The sequence below is a fragment of the Serratia sp. GW822-FHT06D09 genome (assembly GCF_058799515.1).
This window is the reverse complement of the sequence record NZ_JBXALO010000008.1, coordinates 162,068-181,342: the sequence shown is the minus strand read 5'-3', so window position 1 is coordinate 181,342 and position 19,275 is coordinate 162,068. Positions and strand designations below refer to the sequence as shown.

Below are 19,275 nucleotides of genomic sequence, written 5' to 3'. Positions count from 1 at the left end.
GTTCAGGCTATATCCCGTACCACGCCAGAATTCAGGAATTTGTAGCAATGACTCAGACACTCAGCCAACTTGAACACAGCGAAGCGTTCATCGAACGTCATATCGGCTCTTCTGCAGAACAACAGCAGCAGTTGCTGGAAGCGGTGGGCGCACGCTCGCTCAGCGCGCTGATCCAACAGATTGTGCCGGCAGACATTCAACTGCCTGCGCCGCCGCCGGTGGGCGATGCGGCAACTGAACATCAGGCGTTGGCCGAACTGAAGGCGATTGCCTCGCAGAATCAGCGCTACAAATCCTATATCGGTATGGGCTACAGCGCGGTGCTGACGCCGCCGGTGATCCTGCGCAACATGCTGGAAAACCCAGGTTGGTACACCGCTTATACCCCGTATCAGCCAGAAGTATCCCAGGGCCGTCTTGAGGCGCTGTTGAACTTCCAAACCCTGACCCTGGATTTGACCGGTTTGGATCTGGCGTCCGCCTCGCTGTTGGACGAAGCCACTGCGGCTGCCGAAGCGATGGCGCTGGCCAAACGCGCCAGCAAGCTGAAAGACGCCAACCGTTTCTTCGTGGCTGATGACGTACATCCTCAGACGCTGGACGTGGTGCGTACCCGCGCCGAAACCTTCGGTTTCGAAGTGATCGTGGATAAAGCCGAGAAAGTTCTGGAGCTGCAAGGCGTGTTCGGCGTGCTGCTGCAACAGGTCGGCACCACCGGTGAACTGCACGACTACAGCGCACTGCTGGCCGAGCTGAAGAACCGTAAAATCGGCACCAGCGTGGCAGCCGACATTATGGCGTTGGTGCTGCTGACCGCTCCGGGCAAACAGGGAGCCGACGTGGTGTTCGGTTCTGCACAGCGTTTCGGCGTGCCGATGGGCTACGGCGGCCCACATGCCGCCTTCTTTGCCTGTCGCGACGAATTCAAACGCTCAATGCCGGGTCGTATCATTGGCGTTTCCCGCGATGCCGCCGGCAACACCGCGCTGCGCATGGCGATGCAAACCCGTGAGCAACATATCCGCCGCGAAAAAGCCAACTCGAATATCTGTACCTCGCAGGTGCTGCTGGCCAACATAGCCAGCCTGTATGCGGTGTACCATGGCCCGCAGGGCCTGCAACGCATCGCCGGGCGCATCCATCGTCTGACCGATATTCTGGCCGCCGGGCTGCAACAAGCCGGGCTGGCATTGCGCCATAAAACCTGGTTCGACACCCTGACGGTAGAAGTGAAAGACAAGGCCGCGGTGCTGGAACGTGCATTGAGCTTCGGCATCAACTTGCGTACCGACATTCACGGTGCCGTAGGCATTACGCTGGACGAAGCGACCTCACGTGAAGACGTGCAGACGCTGTTTGCCTTGCTGGCGGGTGACGATCACGGCCTGGACATCGACGCGCTGGACGCCGCGGTGAGTAAAAACAGCCAGTCGATCCCGGTAGCCATGCTGCGTCAGGATCCGATCCTGACTCACCCGGTGTTTAATCGTTATCACAGCGAAACCGAGATGATGCGCTATATGCACCGTCTGGAACGCAAGGACCTGGCGCTCAATCAGGCGATGATCCCGCTGGGCTCCTGCACCATGAAGCTCAATGCCGCGGCGGAAATGATCCCGATCACCTGGCCTGAATTCTCCGAACTGCACCCGTTCTGTCCACCGGAGCAGGCGGCAGGTTACCAACAAATGATTGGCCAACTGTCGCAGTGGCTGGTGCAACTGACTGGTTATGATGCGGTTTGCATGCAGCCGAACTCCGGCGCACAGGGTGAATACGCCGGTTTGCTGGCGATCCGTCGTTACCATGAAAGCCGCAATGAAGCGGGCCGTCATATTTGCCTGATCCCAAGCTCTGCGCACGGCACCAACCCTGCTTCCGCGCAAATGGCGGGCATGAGCGTGGTGGTGGTCGCCTGCGACAAGAACGGCAACATCGATCTGCATGACCTGCGGGTCAAGGCAGAACAGGCGGGCGAAGAACTGTCTTGCATCATGGTGACCTACCCGTCGACCCACGGCGTGTACGAAGAAACCATCCGTGAAGTGTGCCAGATCGTTCACCAGTTCGGCGGCCAGGTCTACCTCGACGGCGCCAATATGAATGCGCAGGTGGGCATCACCACCCCAGGTTACATCGGGGCGGACGTTTCGCACCTTAACCTGCATAAAACCTTCTGTATCCCGCACGGCGGCGGTGGTCCAGGCATGGGCCCTATCGGCGTGAAAGCCCACCTGGCCCCGTTCGTTCCAGGCCACAGTGTGGTGCAGATCGACGGCGTGACCACCCAGCAGGGCGCGGTCTCCGCTGCGCCGTTCGGCAGTGCTTCTATCCTGCCAATCAGTTGGATGTATATCCGCATGATGGGCGCGGAAGGGTTGAAGCAGGCCAGCCAGGTGGCAATCCTTAATGCCAACTATATTGCGACCCGTTTGAAGGACGCTTACCCAGTGCTGTATACCGGTCGCGATCATCGCGTGGCGCATGAATGTATTCTCGACATTCGTCCACTGAAGGAAGAAACCGGCATCAGCGAAATGGATATCGCCAAACGTTTGATCGACTACGGCTTCCATGCGCCGACCATGTCGTTCCCGGTGGCGGGCACGCTGATGGTTGAGCCAACCGAGTCGGAGAGCAAGGTTGAACTGGATCGCTTTATCGATGCGATGTTGGCGATTCGCGCAGAAATTGACCGGGTAGCAAAAGGTGAATGGCCGCTGGAAGATAACCCGCTGGTAAACGCCCCACACGTGCAGGCGGAGCTGGTCAGCGATTGGCAGCACGCCTACAGCCGTGAGCTGGCGGTGTTCCCTATCGCCGGAGTACGTGAGAACAAATACTGGCCGAGCGTGAAGCGTCTGGATGACGTGTACGGCGATCGTAACCTGTTCTGTTCCTGCGTGCCGATGAGCGATTACGAATAAGTTTATTCGGCGAGGTTTGCCATCAGGAAGCAGCGCATTATGCGCTGCTTTTTTTATGGCTAAACCCTGAGGGTTTTCTTGCTTATATATTTGATTAATTACTGGTTATTTTATTTTTCTTCAGTTTGTTACCCCGATCGTTTAAGACTCTCTCCAGTTTACTTTCCGTTTAAACCCCTGCGGCTAAATTGTCATCAGCAAACTATTTTGCAGGGAAGATTTACTGACAGGGAGTGCACTATGAAAAAGTTGGCTATCGCAATCGTTGCGGCTTTACCCTTGTGTTCCGCGCAGGCAATTGAGACTTATGACGTTCGGAATAACAGCGGCCAAACGGTGTTTAAACTGAACTTCTACGGTCCAACCGATGGCAGTTATTTAAATGATGATGGCGTTCCAAAACACTCCACCCGGGTGTTGGATGATGCTAAAAAATCTCAGGTGATCAGCGCCGCGCAACGCTGGGCCGATATTATCAAACCCCTGCCAGGCAAATTGCCGGGCGTAATCAACGTCGGCACCTTTGACGACGAGAATGCGGGAGCGATAAGCCCAGACGTCAGTGATGCCGCATTTAGCCTGACCCAGCTTCAGGCAGTGTTGCAGGGCCAGGATGCCGGCGAATTGAACAGCGGTGCCCATGCCGTCGTCCAGATCGGGAAAATGGATTTTACCCCTGGCCAGGCTTCGCCAGCACTGATCCCCACCGATCACCGTGCCGATCTGGAAGTCATCATTTTTCATGAAATAGCTCATGCATTAGGCATCAGCGCTGATGCCGGTGTGGCTGGTGGTGTGACCCAATTTGGCCCGACGTTCGGTAGCTGGAGTTCGCACCTGTTTGATGACAATGGCAACCCTGCACAGCCGGGGCAGGCTATCTTGTGTACTAAGTGTGAGGGGCCGGACGACCCTTCGGCCTTTGACGTACGCAAAGATCGGGGTTATTTCGCCGGTAGCCACGTCAAGGAGGTATTGGCAGGCGCCATGCCGGGTGTTCCGGTGCGTATTCTCGGTGTGCTGGGCGATCTGGATGATGATTACATGTCCCACATTGAACTGGATCGCAGCTTGATGAGCCACCAAGACTACCGCAATTACACCATAATGATGGAAGCCGAGCTGGCGCTGCTGCAGGACATGGGGTACGGCATCGACCGCCGTAACTTCTTTGGTCACTCGGTGTACGGCAGCGGTCTGGATATGGTTAACCAACAAGGATATTTTGCGCGCAACGCTGCAGGTACTGGGTATATCGACGGCAAGGCCAATACCGCAGCCCGGGGTGTCGGGTTGCACATTTATGGCAGTAATAATCGGGTCGAGCAGCGCGGCGATATTTTGGCGGATGGTGTTGCCGCTGCAGGTATCAGAATTGATGGCGCAGGGAATACGCTCAGTATTGCACCTGGCGTGCGGGTGCAGGCCAACGGCGATTACGGCACCGGCTTATTGGTGGCTTACGGAGATAGCCACAGCATTATTCAACGCGGCAGCCTGGAAGCGACCGGTAAAGAAGGCATCGCCGCCAGGCTGGATTTCGGCAACAACCTGCTGGGCAACGAAACCGAATACCGTGGCTCGTATATTTGGCGGTGGGCTGGGGTCGACCTGTCCCAATACCGCGCCGCGCCGCTGGTGTCTAACTTCGATATCACCGGCTCGTTGAAAGGGGCCAAAGCGGCTATCTACCAGTCGGTGAATGCATTGGCCGGTGCGATTAACGTGATGCGCGGCGCCGATATTCAGGGCGACATAATTTCCGATTATGCGCAACGGGACGAAAATAACCAGGCTCGCCTCACTCGCTTAACCTTCGGCCTGCAGCCAGATGCGCAGGGGCAGGTCACTGCGCTGGCGGATAACAGTTTTGATTTCACCTATAACGGCAATATACGCGGCAAGGATAACCTTGCGCTGGTGGCCGAAGGCGGGAAAACCACGCTGAACGGCGACCATCAGGTCTATAGCGTGGATATCCAACCGGGCGCCCAGTTGGCGGGCAACAGCCGCTATGTGCTGTCGGATGCCGGGTTGTTTACCAACAATGGCTTACTCACTACCGGGGCTTCTTTTGGCAAGCTGTCAATCAACGGTAATTATCTTCAAGGACCACAGGGGCGCTTGCAACTGACATTTGACAGTCTGGGGCAGGGGGATCAAGTACAAATCAACGGCAAATCCAGTCTGGGCGGGGCTCTGGAGCTGCTGCCGGTCAAAGGTTGGTATGCCTCGGACTGGCAGATCAACAGTGCTTCCCTGCTGCAATTGGGCCAGGTTAACGGTGAGTTCGATCAACTGAGCGTTCAGGCACCATCACCGACGCTGAGTTTCCGGGTGGCGCCACTGGAGGCCGGGCAATATCAAATCAGCGCAACCCGTGACGCATCGGCCTACAGCCAGTACGCGCAGACTGCGAATGAACGAAATGTGGGTCTGGCGTTAGCTCATGCTGCGGCGACGGCGGGGGATGACCTGCGGCCGTTACTGACCGCGCTGGACTTCTCCAGCCCCGAAGGCCGGCAGGTGAATAGCGCGTTGGCTCAACTGGAGCCGTCGGCTTATAACAGCCTGATTCAGACCTCATTTGACCGCGAACGCCAGTTAACCCGGGCATTGACTGCGCCGGAACGCAATCTGACATTGGCACCCACCGGCGACGAGCCAGATTGGATCAGCTTTGCTCTGCCTTACGGCGGTGGCAATTGGCAAAATAATACGGGCAATATCGCCGGTTACAACGCATCGCGTTATGGCGTGCTGTTCGGTGCCGAGAAACGTAACGGGCTGGTAGCGGGTCTGACCACCGGGTTCCACGCGGCGGTCGGCGGGCAAACGGTCAATGCCAAAAGCGCCGATCGGGCACGTACGAACAGCACCTCATTTGATGTTGGCTTGCAGTTCAATTATGCGCAGGACGTGATGGCCGGGCCTTTCGCCTACGGTCTGGGCCGCATAGGGGCGGAGGATAATCAGATGAAGCGCCAGTTTGATGTTGCCGGCATCAGCGGTACCAGCAAAAGTCACTGGACGGCCTGGAATGGGTCATTGACCTTGGGCGGCGGCTATCATTTTGCGTTAACCGATACCTTCAGCCTCGGCCCGGTCGCGGCGCTGGACTATACCGCGACTACTCATCGCACAATCAAAGAGTCCGGGTTCGGTACCGCGCCGCTGCAGATTAAGGGGCGTTACGCCGACTCGCTGCAAAGCACGCTCGGCGTGGAGGCACTGTACCAGCAGCCGTTGCAGGGCTCACAGGCATTGTCCGCCACTTTGCGCCTGGGTTGGCAGCATGAGTTGTTAAGCAACAAGGTGACCCAGCGCGCTCAATTTGTGGGGTATAACGCCTCTGCCTTTGATAGCGAAAGCACCTTGGCCGGGCGTGATACGTTGGCCGCACAGGCCGGTGTGCAGTATCAACTCAACCAGGCGGTCTCTTTGGGCGCCGGCGTTTCCAGCGAACTGTTACGCCAGGGCAGTCATTCATTAGAGGGTAACGTTGCCGTGACCTGGCGCTTCTGATGTTTAAACCAGCTTGCCGCTGAGTGAATTTCAATAACACTTTTCGGCTAGATGTATTATCAAGGGACACGGCATGATGCAGTGTCCCTTTTCAATTATCGCCGCAGGGCCATCTGAACGGCGTGAGGATCCATGATGAGAGCAGCAATCGTAAACGCATTAGGGCAGGCACCGGTGTTTGGCAATATCGACGAACCGGTAGCGCGTGAAGGGGAAACGGTGATCGCGGTGAGCGTGGCCGGCATCAAACAACTGGATCGCGCCATAGTGGCCGGAACGCATTACTCAAGCCCGAAGATCTTGCCGATCGTACCCGGCACCGATGGCGTTGGCTACGCGCCGGACGGTCAACGGGTCTATTTTGCCTCCTTCCGCCAACCGCACGGTGCGCTGGCAGAACGTAGCCTCGCCTCCTGGACGGTACCGGTGCCGAAAGGCGTGGATGATGCTACCGCCGCCGCGTTGATTAACCCGGCGTTTGCTGCCTGGCTGCCACTGCACTGGCGTGCCGAGTTACAGCCCGGTGAAACGGTGCTGATTGTTGGCGCGACCGGGACGTCAGGTAAGCTGGCAGTGGCGGCTGCACGTCAGGCGGGGGCGGGACGAATTGTCGCAGCCGGTCGCCGCCAGAGCGTGCTGGATGCACTGGACGTTGATGCTACGGTCGATCTTGGACTGGAAGGGGCTGCACTGACACAGGCTTTCGCCGCCGCAGCGGGGCCGCATGGCTATCAGGTGATTGTCGATTATATCTGGGGGGCAGCGACCGAAGCCTTGCTTGCGACGCTTAACAACCACGATTTGTCTTCCTACGCAGGTGGACGCGGCATACGTTTGGTCAACGTCGGATCGATGGCCGGGCCGGATATCCGACTGCCGGCGGCGGTGTTGCGCAGTAATCAACTACAAATCATGGGCAGCGGCACCGGCAACTTCCCGCCGGTGGCTGAAATGAAAAGATATGCCAGCGAAATCCTGGCATTGGCGGCGGCAGGGCAGATTTCGGTCGAAACCCAGGAGCACGGCTTATCAGAGATCGCTGAAGTCTGGGATCTGAACAAGAAAAGCGACGTGCGTTCGGTGATCCGTATTGCCCAATAGGCGGCTAGCGGCAATAGCAAACCAGGTGGATATCTTCCGGTTCGCGGGCGAACAGCTCTGCATCCGGCTGATCAATCACCTGGCAGCCCTGCGACAGGTAGAAATCCACGGTGTTTTTATTGGGGATTGAGGAGACGTACAGCCCCTGAGCCCCGCCTTTTCTGGCCTGCTGCAGACAACGGCGGAACAGGATTTTGCCCAGCCCTTTACCGCGTTGGGCGGCACCGACGTAGAAAAACAGCAGTTGGTGCAAGTCCTGTTGCGGGCCGCGTGGCAAGGTATCTACCGCCGCAGCAGCGACAATCTGACCTTTTTCGAACAGGGCGAAAAATGCCCCGCCGCGGGCAAAGCATTGTTCATGGATCGGCGTATAGGTTTCCCGATCGTGTGGATCCCAGCCGCGTACATCGTAATAGTCACTGTAAGGCTGTAACTCCCCGTCTTGCAGGCGGTAAAGAGTATCAATAATTTCACTGCGGTCGATCTGCCACAGCGCATCAAGCTGGTGCTGCTGCAGTAAAATGGGATCGGTCATGGGGGGTTAGTTCTCCGTCGGTATCAGGTAACTTTCCGGTAGGTCGATGACAAACCCGATGCCGCGTTCATCAAGCCCTTCGGTGATCCTTAGCTGCGCCCCGATTTTATCGGCCAGGTTTTTGGCAATGGCTAACCCCAGGCCGCTACCGGTCTGCTGGACGCCAGGCACGCGATAAAAACGCTCAAACAGGCGTTTTTGGTATTCCCGGCTCACGCCGGGGCCATTGTCACGCAGGGTAATATAGCAGCCCAAGGGGCACAACGAACGGATGTTGGCTTCGATCCTGCCGCCGGGCGGTGCGTATTTGATGGCATTTTCCAGCAGGTTGGTAAAGATGGTAATCAGCGAATGGCGATCGGTATCGATCACCACGTTTTCACTACCCTCGAGCGAAAGCTCAACGTTCTTCTCCATTGCGTAGGGCACGTGTTGAGCAATGCATTTGCTGATTTCTGCGTAGATATCCACTGCTTCAATCTTCAGTGGGAAGTCTTCCGACTCCAGCTTGGCCAGATCAATCAGCTGGCGCGACAGCGATGCGGCGCGATCCAGCCCCTGTTGCATGTCGCCGATAATTTCCTGCCGTTCGGTTTTATCCGCCACCTGGGTCAGCAGGTGCAGCTGTGCCAGCACGGCGGCAATCGGGGTGCGCAGTTCGTGGGCGGCATCCGCCATAAAGCGTTTTTCCCGCTGGTTGGCGGCATCGATACGCGTCATCAGCTTATTGATTTCCAGCACCACAGGCCGAATTTCCTGATACTGCGCGCGTACATTGATCGGCGATAAATTGCCTGGTTTACGGTCAGAGATGGTACGGGCAATTTGCCGCAGCGGCCGCAGGCTGAAGTAGGCGGTGATCAGCAGCGTGACAATGATCGCCGCCAGGATCACCAGCAAAGGGATCGCGGTGCTTTCCGCCGGATTGCCGAAAATGGTGGTCCGGTTGTCAAAGGATTCGCCGACAATCACCCGATATTTTTGTTTATCGCTCCAACTGCCGGCGATATGCCACTTCACGTTGGCGTAACTGATGGTGCCGGACAGCACTGAAGGGGGCAGGAATAATGCTTTGTCCTGTTGCGGCGAGGCGTAGATCATCCGATTACTGCTGTCGTAAACAACGAATAACGGGCGATAATCTATCTCGTCTTGCATACCGTTTTTAATCGAGTCGATATACATGACTTCGATATCTTTAATGATATCGGTGTAATTTTTGTCGGTGATATCAGTCTTATCGAGAATATTGGCGATGCCTTGTGCGACAATGCGTTGCTGATTATCCAGGTACTTTTCAGCATCTGGATAATAAAGGTATTTTACCCAGCCAAGCAATATTCCCCAGAGCACCAGTATGGCCATTACCTGGAAAACAATGGTTCGCATGAAAAAGGATTTGTAGCTAATCATCCCTGAGACTCTTTTTTCAATAAATACCCTATGCCGCGTACGGTAATAATTCTCTCCTTGCCAATTTTTCGTCGCAGATTATGCATGTGCACCTCAAGAGAATTACTTTCTACATTATCGCCATTGCCGAACAGACGCTGTTCCAGGGCGGCCTTACGCACCACGGTACCGGCGCAACGCATCAGTTCGTGCAACAGGCGGTACTCTTTTTTCGACAGCAGCAGCAGTTCGTCGTCCAGCGTGACCTGGTGGTTCATCGGGTCCAGATACAGGTTGCCCAGGCTCCAGGTTTGGGAGGCAAACCCCGCCATGCGTCGGTTTACCGCCTTTACGCGGGATATCAGCTCAGGCAGGGCAAAAGGCTTTGCCAGAAAATCATCTGCGCCGGAATCCAGGCTGTTGACCAGGCTTTCAATGCGGTCACGGGCGGTGAGAATAATGATCGGAATATTTTGGCCGGCAGCGCGCCATTCGATCAGTTTTTTCAAGCCATCGCCGTCTGGCAGGGTGAGATCCAGCAGCATTAAATCAAAGCTGCCCTCAGACAATTTATGTTGTGCATCATGGACTAGCCGCACCCAGCACAAATCAAACCCGGCCAGCTCCAAAGCACGGCACAGGGCTTTGCCCAATTGCAGATCGTCTTCCACAAGCAATATGTTCACTTGATATCCGGTTTATGTCACGGCGCTGGCGGCTATATAACTACAACCGCAAGGGGAAGACAACGGCGCACTCCTGTTTGTTCACCCCTTCTTAAGCAAACCTTAATCTGGGATTAATTTGACGTTAAGGGAGCCCCGTCCTTTTTCAAGTACGCTCGACTCTGAATAAATCATTCAGGTGGAAAAAATGCGTATCGACAATCTTTCAATGAAGGCTGCCCGCTTAGGCGCAAGTTTATTGTTGGTATTGACCATGCTGTCTTTCCACGTCGATGCGCAAGATGGGGATCGTGGCGGCCCATTGTTATCCACCCTGCCTCTTATTCAGCATACGGAGTCATCGGATTTTTATAAAAGCTTAAAACCACGCATTAAAAAACAATTGCGGCGCCTGGTGGCGCTACAACCCTTTATTAAATAATAAGGCAGATACGGTGAAAAATACCCTGGGTTATTCCGCGGCCACGTTATTGGTGTTATTCCCTCTGCAGGGGCTTACGCAAGATGGCGCAGAGGCGTCATTGAAATTCAGCGGCGGCATGGCCGTGGCGCCGGACTATCAGGGAGCTTCCGACTACAGTGCGGTGCCGCTGTACGATATTGAGGCCGGTTACGAGAAGTCTGCCTGGGGTGACTTCAGCCTCGGGCTGCAAAACGGTGCTCGCTGGCAGCTGCCGTTATCCGGGCCCTTCGGTATAGCCCTATTGGCTGGTTATGACGGTGGACGTGATGAAGAGGTGAAAACGCTGCGGGGTCACAACAAGCGGCTGAAAGGCATGGGCGATTTGGGTGGCGCTTTTGAAGCCGGTATTGAGCTGAGCTATAAATTTGACCCTTTTCGCACTTACGTTAAGGGAATGCAGGCCACCAAAGCACGGCGTTATGGGGATGAGGACCTGGGGCATACTGCATACGTCGATCTGGGTATCGCGGCAGTTTATCCGCTGAGCGAGGCATTGACGTTTTCAACCGATTTGAGCACCACCTGGGCCAACAAGGGTTACCAGCGTGGTTATTTTGGCGTGACGCAGCAACAGGCGAAGCAAACGTCATTCGCCGCGTATCGACCGGGTAGCGGCTTTAAGCAAGCCACGCTTACCGGCGTGCTGAACTACCAATTGACGCCAGAAATTGCCTTTCAGGGCGGTGTGAGTCTCTATACTCTGTTGGGCGACGCGGCCAAAAGCCCGATCGTCGAGAAAAAAACGGCCGGCATCGCCTTCCTGAGCGCCAGCTACAGTTTCTGACTTCCCAACCAGAGAAAGGAACGACATGACGAAAGTTGTATTGGTTACCGGCGCCAGCCGCGGCATTGGCCGCGCCACGGCGTTGTTATTGGCCCGACAGGGTTATGCGGTGGGCGTTAACTATCTGAAAGATGAGGCCGCGGCGGCGCAGGTGGTGGCGGAAATTGAAGCCATGGGCGGTCGTGCGCTGGCACTACGGGCGGATGTCGCCGATGAAAATCAGGTGGTGGCGATGTTCAATGCACTGGATGTCGGCCTTGGCCCGATCAGCGCGCTGGTTAACAACGCCGGTATCTTGTTTCAGCAGACGGGGATTGAGCAACTGACCGCCGAGCGTATCAATAAGGTATTGAGTACCAACGTTACCGGTTATTTTCTCTGTTGCCGTGAGACGGTGAAGCGCATGGCGCAGCGTCATGGCGGCCAGGGCGGGGCGATCGTCAATGTCTCTTCCGCTGCCGCGCGCCTCGGCGCTCCGGGAGAATACATCGACTATGCCGCCTCCAAAGGGGCGGTAGACACGCTTACCACCGGGCTGGCGCTGGAGGTGGCTGCGCAGGGCATCCGCGTAAATGCCGTGCGGCCAGGGCTGATTTATACCGAAATGCATGCCAGCGGCGGCGAGCCGGGGCGCGTTGATCGGGTAAAAAGCAGCCTGCCGATGCAGCGTGGCGGCACCCCGGAAGAGGTGGCGGAAATCATCGTCTGGTTACTGTCCGATGCCGCTTCTTACGTCACCGGCAGCTTTATTGAAGCCGCCGGCGGCCGCTGACGGCGGCTTATCCCTCGTGCAGTAGCGCACTGCGGAATGAGAGTATGTGCGCCTGCGCCGCATTGGCGGCTGCATCATCGTCCTGCGCGGCCAGTGCGGCGATAATCGCCCGATGCTCCTCTATCACCTCTCGCATGTGGCCTTCGCGTGATAGCGTGCTGGCCCAAAAGCGCTGTGCTCGGGCATGCAGTACGCTCAGAATGTCCGCCAGCATATTATTACCGGCGATTTGCGCCAGCTGCTGGTGGAATTGATGATCCAACGTCATCATTTTTACTCGATCGCGTTGCTGACTGGCGGCTTCGATTTGTTGATTGAGCTCCGTAAGCTCGGCGATCTGGGGGGCCGTAATTCTCTTGCTCGCCAACCGCATACACAGCATTTCATTGGCCAAACGTACTTCAATCAATTCCAGCGCATCATCCATCGAAAGCGGCGCAACCATCACCCCTTTACGCGGGATCACCTGCAGCAATCCTTCATTGGCCAGCCGGTGGATCGCCTGATTGATCGGCGTTCTGCCCATGTCCAGCTCGCTCATCACCTGAGCGGTATTGAGATATTCACCAGGTTTATAACTTAACGTCACCAGCGCCTGCTTAAAGCGTCGGTAGGCGAGTTCATTCAGTGACAGCCCGGCTTCCTCTGCCGTCGGGAGTTCCGGGCTCTCTGCGTCAAGGGTCATCACGTTCTGCTCCTGCAAGACGAAAGTTTTTAGACATAGTACACAAAAACATGGCACGGAAATCGCTTATTTGGTAACTAAAGATATAGTGAAATTTCACAGTATTTTAACCAAAGAGGCACAAACGCCATGAGACTGACCTTTACTTTACCCGAATCCAGCGGCACTGGGGTGTTGGATGTCGAGATCGATCACCTGGTGATTGCCGGCTGGACCGGCCGGGATCGCGAGGCGATCCTGCACCATATCAGGGAGCTGGCCGAGCTCGGCGTGCCCCAACCCAGTGCAATTCCTCTGTTTTACCGGGTGGCGGTTAACCAGCTCAGCCAGAGCGAACGTATCGAAGTTATCGGCAATGCCAGCTCCGGCGAAGCGGAACCGCTGATCTTCACACATCGCGGTGAATTGTATGTCTCGCTGGCCTCGGATCATACCGATCGTCAGTTGGAGGCGCACAGCGTGGCCCTGTCCAAACAGCTCTGCGTCAAGCCGGTGGCTCGTGCCGCCTGGCCGTTGCGTGAGGTGAGCGCGCACTGGGACTCGTTGATCCTGCGCTCGTGGATCAAGGAAAACGGCGAATTCCAGCTCTATCAGCAGGGCCGTCTGGCCAGCCTGCGTACTCCGGGCGATCTGCTGGATCGCTACCTGAGCGGCCAACAGTTACCGGAAAGTGGGCTGACAGTGCCGCAGCCGCAAGACGGTCTGGCGATGGCCTGCGGTACGGTGGCGGCGATTGGCGGCATCCGGCCGGCGACCGAATTCCGTATGGAACTGGTAGATGAGGTGCTGGGGCGGACCATCAGCCACCATTACAGCAGCATTGAGCTGCCGGTGGTGGCCTGATGAAAAAGCTGACGTTATCCCAGGCCGCTTCAGGCCTGGCCAACGGCGAATTTACCGCCGCGCGGTTAACCGCTGACGCATTGTCACAAATTGCGGACGAGCAGGGAGAGGGGCGGCGCACCTTTACTCATGTGTATGCTCAATGGGCTCAGGAGCAGGCCCTGGCGGCCGATCGGCGGCGTGCCGCGGGTAACCCGTTGTCGGCGCTGGACGGCGTACCGGTGTCGGTCAAAGACCTGTTTGATGTTGCAGGGGAAGCCACCGCGGCCGGGTCGCGCGTACTGGCCAGTGCGCCAGTGGCTAATGCCCATGCCGCCGTGGTGGCGCGTTTGTTGCAAGCGGGCGCGGTGGTGATGGGCAAAACCAACATGACCGAATTTGCCTATTCCGGGCTGGGGATCAATCCCCACTACGGCACGCCCGCTAATCCCTGGGATCGCAGCGCTCGTCGTATTCCCGGCGGTTCGTCCTCGGGGGCTGCGGTGGCGGTGAGCGACGGCATGTGCTTCGGCTCGATAGGCAGCGACACCGGCGGTTCGGTGCGGATCCCGGCGGCCTTCTGCGGCCTGACCGGCTATAAGCCCACCGCCAGCCGCATTAGCAGCGGCGGCCTGCTGCCACTTTCCCCTTCACTGGATTCGATAGGCGTAATTGCTCATGACGTTGCCGGGTGCCTGGCGCTGGATACGGCAATAGCCGATCGGCCGCTGCAACCGCAGCAGAAAAATTTGAGCCAGGCCCGCTTCGCCGTCCCGCAAACCCTGGTGCTGGATGGCCTGGATCGGGAGGTCACCACCGCGTTTCATCTCAGCCTGCAACGTTTGACGCAGGCTGGGGCGCAAATTGAATTTATTCCCTGTCAGGAGTTCGCCGAGCTGGCGGCGATCAATGCCGACGGCGGTTTTAGCGCGCTGGAGTCCTGGCACTGGCACCGGGCTTTGATTGCCGAACATGCCGATGCTTATGACCCTCGGGTGCTGTCACGCATTCGTCGCGGCCAAACGCTGGATGAAAACAACCTGCAGCAATTACGGTCACAGCGCGCCGATTGGCAGCGGCGGGTGAGTGCCGCAGTGCAAGGATTCGATGCGTTGCTGATGCCGACGGTGCCCTTCGTTGCCCCGACCCTTGCCGAGTTGGAAGCGGATGAAGAAGCCTATTTTCGTATCAATGGCGCCGTGCTGCGTAATCCTTCGGTGATCAATTTCCTCGACGGCTGCGCATTGTCACTGCCGTGCCAGCAGGCCGATGCGGCACCGGTTGGCCTGATGGTGGCCGCACTGCATTTGCATGACGAAGCGCTGCTGGGGTGGGCGCTGGCAATCGAACGCTGCCTTGCCGGCGCGTAATTTTTACTTTGAGCTAACAGGAGAGTCCCCATGACCGGTTCCCCGAACGGAATGCTGTTTGTCGCAACAGATATCGCCACGCAGGATGAGGCGGATTTCAATCAGTGGTACGACCGCGAGCACGTGGAAGAGCGAGTGCGGGTGCCTGGTTTTTTGTCGGGCACCCGTTATCAGGCGCTGCACGGCGGGCGTAAATATCTTGGCTTGTACAAAACCGAATCACTGGCCAGTTTTACCTCAGCGGCCTACCGCGCTGCGTTTACCCAGCAAACGCCCTGGTCGGTGGCGAGCCTCGATAAAATGCGTGACCCGATGCGCCGGGTGTGTGCGGTGGAGGCAGTGACCGGTCAGGGCTGCGGCAGTTACCTGGCTATCGTTAACCTTGCACCGGCGCAGCCGGGGGTATTGAAAGCCAGCATCAGCCATTTGGGGGCTCTGCTGGCTGAGCAACCAGGCTTTGTGCGCAGTAGCCTGCTGTCGCCGGACGCAGAGCTCAGTTCGCCGTTGCCGAAAGAGTCGCGTGAGAATCGCCATCTGTTGCCGATGCTGCTGATCGAAAGCAGCAGCGCCGAGGCTGGCCAGCGGCTGAGCGAACTGGCCTGCCACCAACTGAAAATCCCCGCTGCCGAAGCCCTGCATTATGCCCTTGGCTGGCAACTGACCACTCAGGAGCTGTCATCATGAGCACTTCAACCACCGAAACGCCGACCTTGAACCTGTCCGCTGACGACTCTGCCGCTCACCCACCGAAAACCGGCAGGCTGGCGGCCGCCAGCTCTATCGGCACCGCGTTGGAATGGTACGATTTCACCGTTTACAACATCATGGCGGCGCTGATTTTCAATCACGTATTTTTCCCGTCTTTCGACCCGCTGGTGGGTACCATTCTGGCGTTTTCCACCTATGCGGTCGGTTACGTTTCAAGGCCGATTGGCGGCATCGTGTTCGGTCATCTCGGCGACGTGCTGGGACGGCGCTTTGTGCTGGTGACGACGCTGGTGATCATGGGCGTGACTACTGCGCTGATGGGGCTGTTGCCCGGTTACGCCAGTTGGGGCATCTGGAGCCCGCTGCTGTTGGTGACGCTGCGCTTTATTCAGGGGATTGCGTTGGGAGGCGAATGGGCCGGTGCGGTACTGCTGTCGATGGAGCACGGCAAACCGCACCAGCGGGGGCGCAATGCCTCCTTTGCTCAGGTCGGTCCTTCCTGCGGCACGCTGATTGGCACCGGCCTGATCACGCTGGTGACGGTGGCGATGTCGGCAGAAGATTTCCAACAGTGGGGCTGGCGTATCCCCTTCCTGCTGAGCCTGGTGCTGGTGGTGTTTGGCCTGTGGCTGCGCCGTGGGGTAGGGGAAACGCCGGCGTTTCTGAAACTGGAAGCTTCGAAGGACGTTACGCATGCGCCAATCCGTGAGGTCTTCACCCAACATCGGCGTCCGCTGTTGATTGCCGGAGGTTCACGTATCGGCTCCGACGTGCTCTATGCGCTGGTGGTGGTCTTCACGCTGACCTACGTCACTACGGTGCTGAACCTGCCGCGCCCGCTGGCGCTGACTGCCACCATGCTGGGGGCGATCGGCAATGCGATTACCGTCCCCATGTTTGGCGCACTGTCGGACCGTTTTGGCCGCAGGCCGGTGTATATCGGCGGAGCGCTGGCGGCGATGGTATGGGCGTTTGTGTTCTTCGTGCTGCTCGACAGCAGCCAGCCGGTGCTGATCTGCCTGGCGGTGGTGGTCGGTTTGTTGATCCATGCGGCGATGTACGGCCCGCAGGCGGCATTTATCACCGAACAGTTTCCGACAAGGGTGCGCTACGCCGGTTCGTCGTTGGCCTATACGCTGGCGGGAATTATCGGCGGTGGGTTTGCGCCGCTGATTATCGCTTCGCTGTTCAAGTCCTACGACAGCACGCTGGCGATCTCGGCCTACGTGGTGGTGGCGTTGCTGATCACGTTGTGGGCGGTGATTGCCGCAAAGGAAACGGCGCACAAGCCGCTGTGAAGGTGGGGCCGGGTGAGGGATGCACCCGGCCTGCATCGAGTTACTTCAACCAGCCCTTGCGCTGGGCGTCCTGCAGGTGGTGCAGCAGGTGTTTCCACAGCTCAGGGTAAACTTCTTCAATCATCGTGTTGCGTGACAACACCTGTTCCAGGCTGATGCCGTTTTCGACCCAGCTTTGGCCTTCATTATGCAGGTTCATCAGCATCGGCATGGTGCGGTCCAGCACCAGCGCAAAGCGTGCGTCAGCGCTCTCGCCATCTTCATATTCCTGCCACAAAGCGGTGAAATACTCGCGTTGAGCGTCCGGCAGCATGCCAAACAGGCGCCGTGCCGCGGCAACCTCTTGATCGTGGATCGCTGCACGTGCCGCCAGATCGTATACCAGCACGTCGCCGGCATCGATCTCAACGACGTCATGCAGCAGAGCCATTTGGATCACCCGCTGAATATCTACGTCTTTACCGGCGTAAGGAGCCAGACTCATGGCGCCTACGGCAAAGTGCCAACTGTGTTCGGCGGAGTTTTCCTGGCGTTGGGTGCCCAGCACCTTGGTGCGGCGTTGCACGCTTTTCAACTTGTCGATTTCCATCAGGAACTGGATGACCTGGGTCATGGAGCCGAAATCTAACGCGGGTACAGCGGATGACATGGTGTAAACCTCAAGGTAGATGGGTTGAAGCGGATCGATTGTAGACCAGTGAGCGGGGGATTTCGATGGTTACACGCGTACACAGTTTTATTTTAGCGTACACGTGTACACTGAAATTATTCTCAGTTAAGCTGCTTTGCGGTAATTTCGAACAATGTTGAGCGTTTTGAGGGGTTGTGCTTTATGGGAAAAACGGGCGTAGTGAAAGCCGGGACTGAAAAAATCGCCGCTGCGGCCTATCCGTGGGCGGAGGAGATAGCCAACAGCATCAGCCACGGTATCGGGTTGGTTTTTGGCATTGTCGGTTTGGTATTGCTACTGGTGCAGGCGGTCGACAGCGGTGCCGATGTCACGGCCATTACCAGCTACAGTCTTTATGGCGGCAGCATGATCCTGCTGTTCCTGGCCTCCACGCTGTACCATGCGATCCCCCATCAAAAGGCCAAGCATTGGCTGAAAAAGTTTGACCACTGCGCCATTTACCTTTTGATTGCCGGTACCTACACGCCGTTTCTGTTGGTGGGGTTGAACTCACCCTTGGCCAAAGGGTTGATGGCGGTTATCTGGGGCCTGGCGCTGCTGGGCGTGCTGTTCAAACTGGCGTTCGCCCACCGTTTTGAAGCGCTGTCGCTGGTGACCTATCTGACCATGGGCTGGCTGTCGCTGATCGTGATCTATCAGTTGGCGACGCGTCTGGCCTTAGGCGGCGTGACGCTGCTGGCGGTCGGCGGCGTGGTTTACACCCTGGGGGTGATTTTCTACGCCTCGAAGCGATTCCGCTTTGGACACGCCATCTGGCATGGCTTCGTGCTCGGCGGCAGTCTGTGCCACTTTATGGCGATTTATCTTTACGTCTGACGTGCACCCCTGCAGCGTTAGTATCATGTTGATTAAGCGTTTCTTTTAAGTTAAAAAAGAGGCGCTTGTTTCTTTCGGGTATCCAGCAAGCCCATTTTTCTGTTTATTCCTGAGCCCGACTTTGCACCTTCGGTGTTTACGTTAATCTTTCAGGACTCATCAATATGATTATTCGCTTATCCAAAGCGCTGCTGGTGTGCGCGATTGCGCTATTTGCCACCCTGGTCGCTTTCGGCAATATTACGGATTACGGTTCCAACTTCGCCTTTGTGCGTCATGTCTTTATGATGGACACCATTTTCCCAGATGCCACCATCACCTACCGTTCCATACAGTCCCCCTGGCTGCATCATGCCGGTTACATCGGCATTATTTTCTTGGAAAGCCTAACGGCACTGCTCTGCTGGGTGGGCGGTGTGCGCCTGCTGTGTGGTCTGAAACTGCCCGCCGTGGCGTTCAACAGAAAGAAAAAACTGGCGGTGGTGGGGCTGACGCTCGGTTTTCTGACCTGGCAGGTGGGGTTTATGTCGGTGGGGGGCGAATGGTTCGGCATGTGGATGTCGAAACAATGGAACGGAGTGCCGGACGCCTTTCGGTTCTTTGTCACCATTATTCTGGTGCTGATTTACCTGGTGCAACGCGATGGGGAGTTAGACGAGTAACGGATATGTCAGCAGGGGCGCAACAGGTTGCGCCCCCA

General features: G+C 57.1%; 17 protein-coding genes. 12 read left to right on the top strand and 5 right to left on the bottom strand.

From position 1 onward, the window contains the following. Positions 1-47: 47 nt before the first annotated feature. From gcvP to AC1RKG_RS19115, 3 genes are all read left to right on the top strand, one after another. Positions 48-2,927 carry an aminomethyl-transferring glycine dehydrogenase gene (gcvP, locus tag AC1RKG_RS19125; RefSeq protein ID WP_187961880.1) on the top strand — a complete coding sequence of 960 codons (2,880 nt, stop codon included), beginning with the start codon at positions 48-50 and terminating at the stop codon, positions 2,925-2,927. 240 nt (positions 2,928-3,167) lie between these two features. After that, on the top strand, positions 3,168-6,452 hold the full coding sequence (locus AC1RKG_RS19120; RefSeq protein WP_493183593.1) for an autotransporter outer membrane beta-barrel domain-containing protein: 3,285 nt from the start codon (positions 3,168-3,170) through the stop codon (positions 6,450-6,452). A 135-nt stretch (positions 6,453-6,587) separates the two neighbouring features. After that, positions 6,588-7,553 (top strand): quinone oxidoreductase family protein, encoded by a 966-nt coding sequence (locus AC1RKG_RS19115; protein ID WP_149573844.1) that lies wholly within the window; start codon positions 6,588-6,590, stop codon positions 7,551-7,553. A 4-nt stretch (positions 7,554-7,557) separates the two neighbouring features. On the opposite strand, the gene AC1RKG_RS19110 is transcribed toward AC1RKG_RS19115, so the two are convergent. Genes AC1RKG_RS19110 through AC1RKG_RS19100 form a run of 3 tightly spaced genes read right to left on the bottom strand, consistent with a single transcriptional unit; the run spans position 7,558 to position 10,166 of the window. Beyond that, complete coding sequence (locus AC1RKG_RS19110) at positions 7,558-8,088, bottom strand: GNAT family N-acetyltransferase (RefSeq protein ID WP_128865169.1); 531 nt, start codon at positions 8,086-8,088, stop codon at positions 7,558-7,560. Positions 8,089-8,094: 6 nt separating this feature from the next. Continuing rightward, positions 8,095-9,501 (bottom strand): ATP-binding protein, encoded by a 1,407-nt coding sequence (locus tag AC1RKG_RS19105; protein WP_493183592.1) that lies wholly within the window; start codon positions 9,499-9,501, stop codon positions 8,095-8,097. Further along, the gene (locus AC1RKG_RS19100) at positions 9,498-10,166 is read right to left on the bottom strand and encodes a response regulator (protein WP_048760848.1); all 669 of its coding nucleotides are present in this window, start codon (positions 10,164-10,166) and stop codon (positions 9,498-9,500) included. Before AC1RKG_RS19100 ends, AC1RKG_RS19105 begins: the two co-directional genes overlap by 4 nt. A gap of 187 nt (positions 10,167-10,353) precedes the next feature. Here AC1RKG_RS19100 and AC1RKG_RS19095 point away from each other — a divergent pair, with 187 nt between their 5' ends. The 3 genes from AC1RKG_RS19095 to AC1RKG_RS19085 are packed head-to-tail and all read left to right on the top strand — an operon-like array spanning position 10,354 to position 12,185. Continuing rightward, positions 10,354-10,587: a hypothetical protein gene (locus AC1RKG_RS19095; protein ID WP_187961875.1), complete on the top strand. Its 234-nt coding sequence runs from the start codon at positions 10,354-10,356 to the stop codon at positions 10,585-10,587. A 13-nt stretch (positions 10,588-10,600) separates the two neighbouring features. Next, a complete protein-coding gene (locus AC1RKG_RS19090; RefSeq protein ID WP_128865166.1) occupies positions 10,601-11,413 on the top strand; it encodes a MipA/OmpV family protein in 813 nt (270 codons plus the stop codon). Between the two features lie 25 nt (positions 11,414-11,438). Further along, positions 11,439-12,185, top strand: coding sequence for an SDR family oxidoreductase (locus AC1RKG_RS19085; protein ID WP_020828485.1), 747 nt, complete (start codon positions 11,439-11,441; stop codon positions 12,183-12,185). 7 nt (positions 12,186-12,192) lie between these two features. Here the strand turns inward: AC1RKG_RS19085 and AC1RKG_RS19080 are convergent, their stop codons facing one another. Then, entirely contained in the window at positions 12,193-12,870 is a 678-nt protein-coding gene (locus AC1RKG_RS19080; protein WP_020828484.1) for a GntR family transcriptional regulator, read from the bottom strand. Positions 12,871-12,999: 129 nt separating this feature from the next. Between AC1RKG_RS19080 and AC1RKG_RS19075 the strand changes: the two genes are divergently transcribed. Genes AC1RKG_RS19075 through AC1RKG_RS19060 form a run of 4 tightly spaced genes read left to right on the top strand, consistent with a single transcriptional unit; the run spans position 13,000 to position 17,068 of the window. After that, positions 13,000-13,713 (top strand): DUF2848 domain-containing protein, encoded by a 714-nt coding sequence (locus AC1RKG_RS19075; RefSeq protein WP_116691808.1) that lies wholly within the window; start codon positions 13,000-13,002, stop codon positions 13,711-13,713. Then, the gene (locus tag AC1RKG_RS19070; protein ID WP_493183591.1) at positions 13,713-15,062 is read left to right on the top strand and encodes an amidase; all 1,350 of its coding nucleotides are present in this window, start codon (positions 13,713-13,715) and stop codon (positions 15,060-15,062) included. Before AC1RKG_RS19075 ends, AC1RKG_RS19070 begins: the two co-directional genes overlap by 1 nt. A 30-nt stretch (positions 15,063-15,092) precedes the next feature. Further along, positions 15,093-15,746 (top strand): hypothetical protein, encoded by a 654-nt coding sequence (locus AC1RKG_RS19065; protein ID WP_493183590.1) that lies wholly within the window; start codon positions 15,093-15,095, stop codon positions 15,744-15,746. Next, positions 15,743-17,068: an MFS transporter gene (locus AC1RKG_RS19060; protein ID WP_046372712.1), complete on the top strand. Its 1,326-nt coding sequence runs from the start codon at positions 15,743-15,745 to the stop codon at positions 17,066-17,068. Before AC1RKG_RS19065 ends, AC1RKG_RS19060 begins: the two co-directional genes overlap by 4 nt. A gap of 40 nt (positions 17,069-17,108) precedes the next feature. On the opposite strand, the gene AC1RKG_RS19055 is transcribed toward AC1RKG_RS19060, so the two are convergent. Continuing rightward, positions 17,109-17,717 (bottom strand): HD domain-containing protein, encoded by a 609-nt coding sequence (locus AC1RKG_RS19055; RefSeq protein ID WP_493183589.1) that lies wholly within the window; start codon positions 17,715-17,717, stop codon positions 17,109-17,111. A gap of 183 nt (positions 17,718-17,900) precedes the next feature. Between AC1RKG_RS19055 and trhA the strand changes: the two genes are divergently transcribed. Both trhA and AC1RKG_RS19045 read left to right on the top strand, forming a co-directional pair. After that, positions 17,901-18,575 (top strand): PAQR family membrane homeostasis protein TrhA, encoded by a 675-nt coding sequence (gene trhA / locus AC1RKG_RS19050; protein ID WP_020828479.1) that lies wholly within the window; start codon positions 17,901-17,903, stop codon positions 18,573-18,575. 164 nt (positions 18,576-18,739) lie between these two features. Continuing rightward, positions 18,740-19,237 carry a DUF2165 family protein gene (locus AC1RKG_RS19045; RefSeq protein ID WP_020828478.1) on the top strand — a complete coding sequence of 166 codons (498 nt, stop codon included), beginning with the start codon at positions 18,740-18,742 and terminating at the stop codon, positions 19,235-19,237. Positions 19,238-19,275 lie beyond the last annotated feature (38 nt).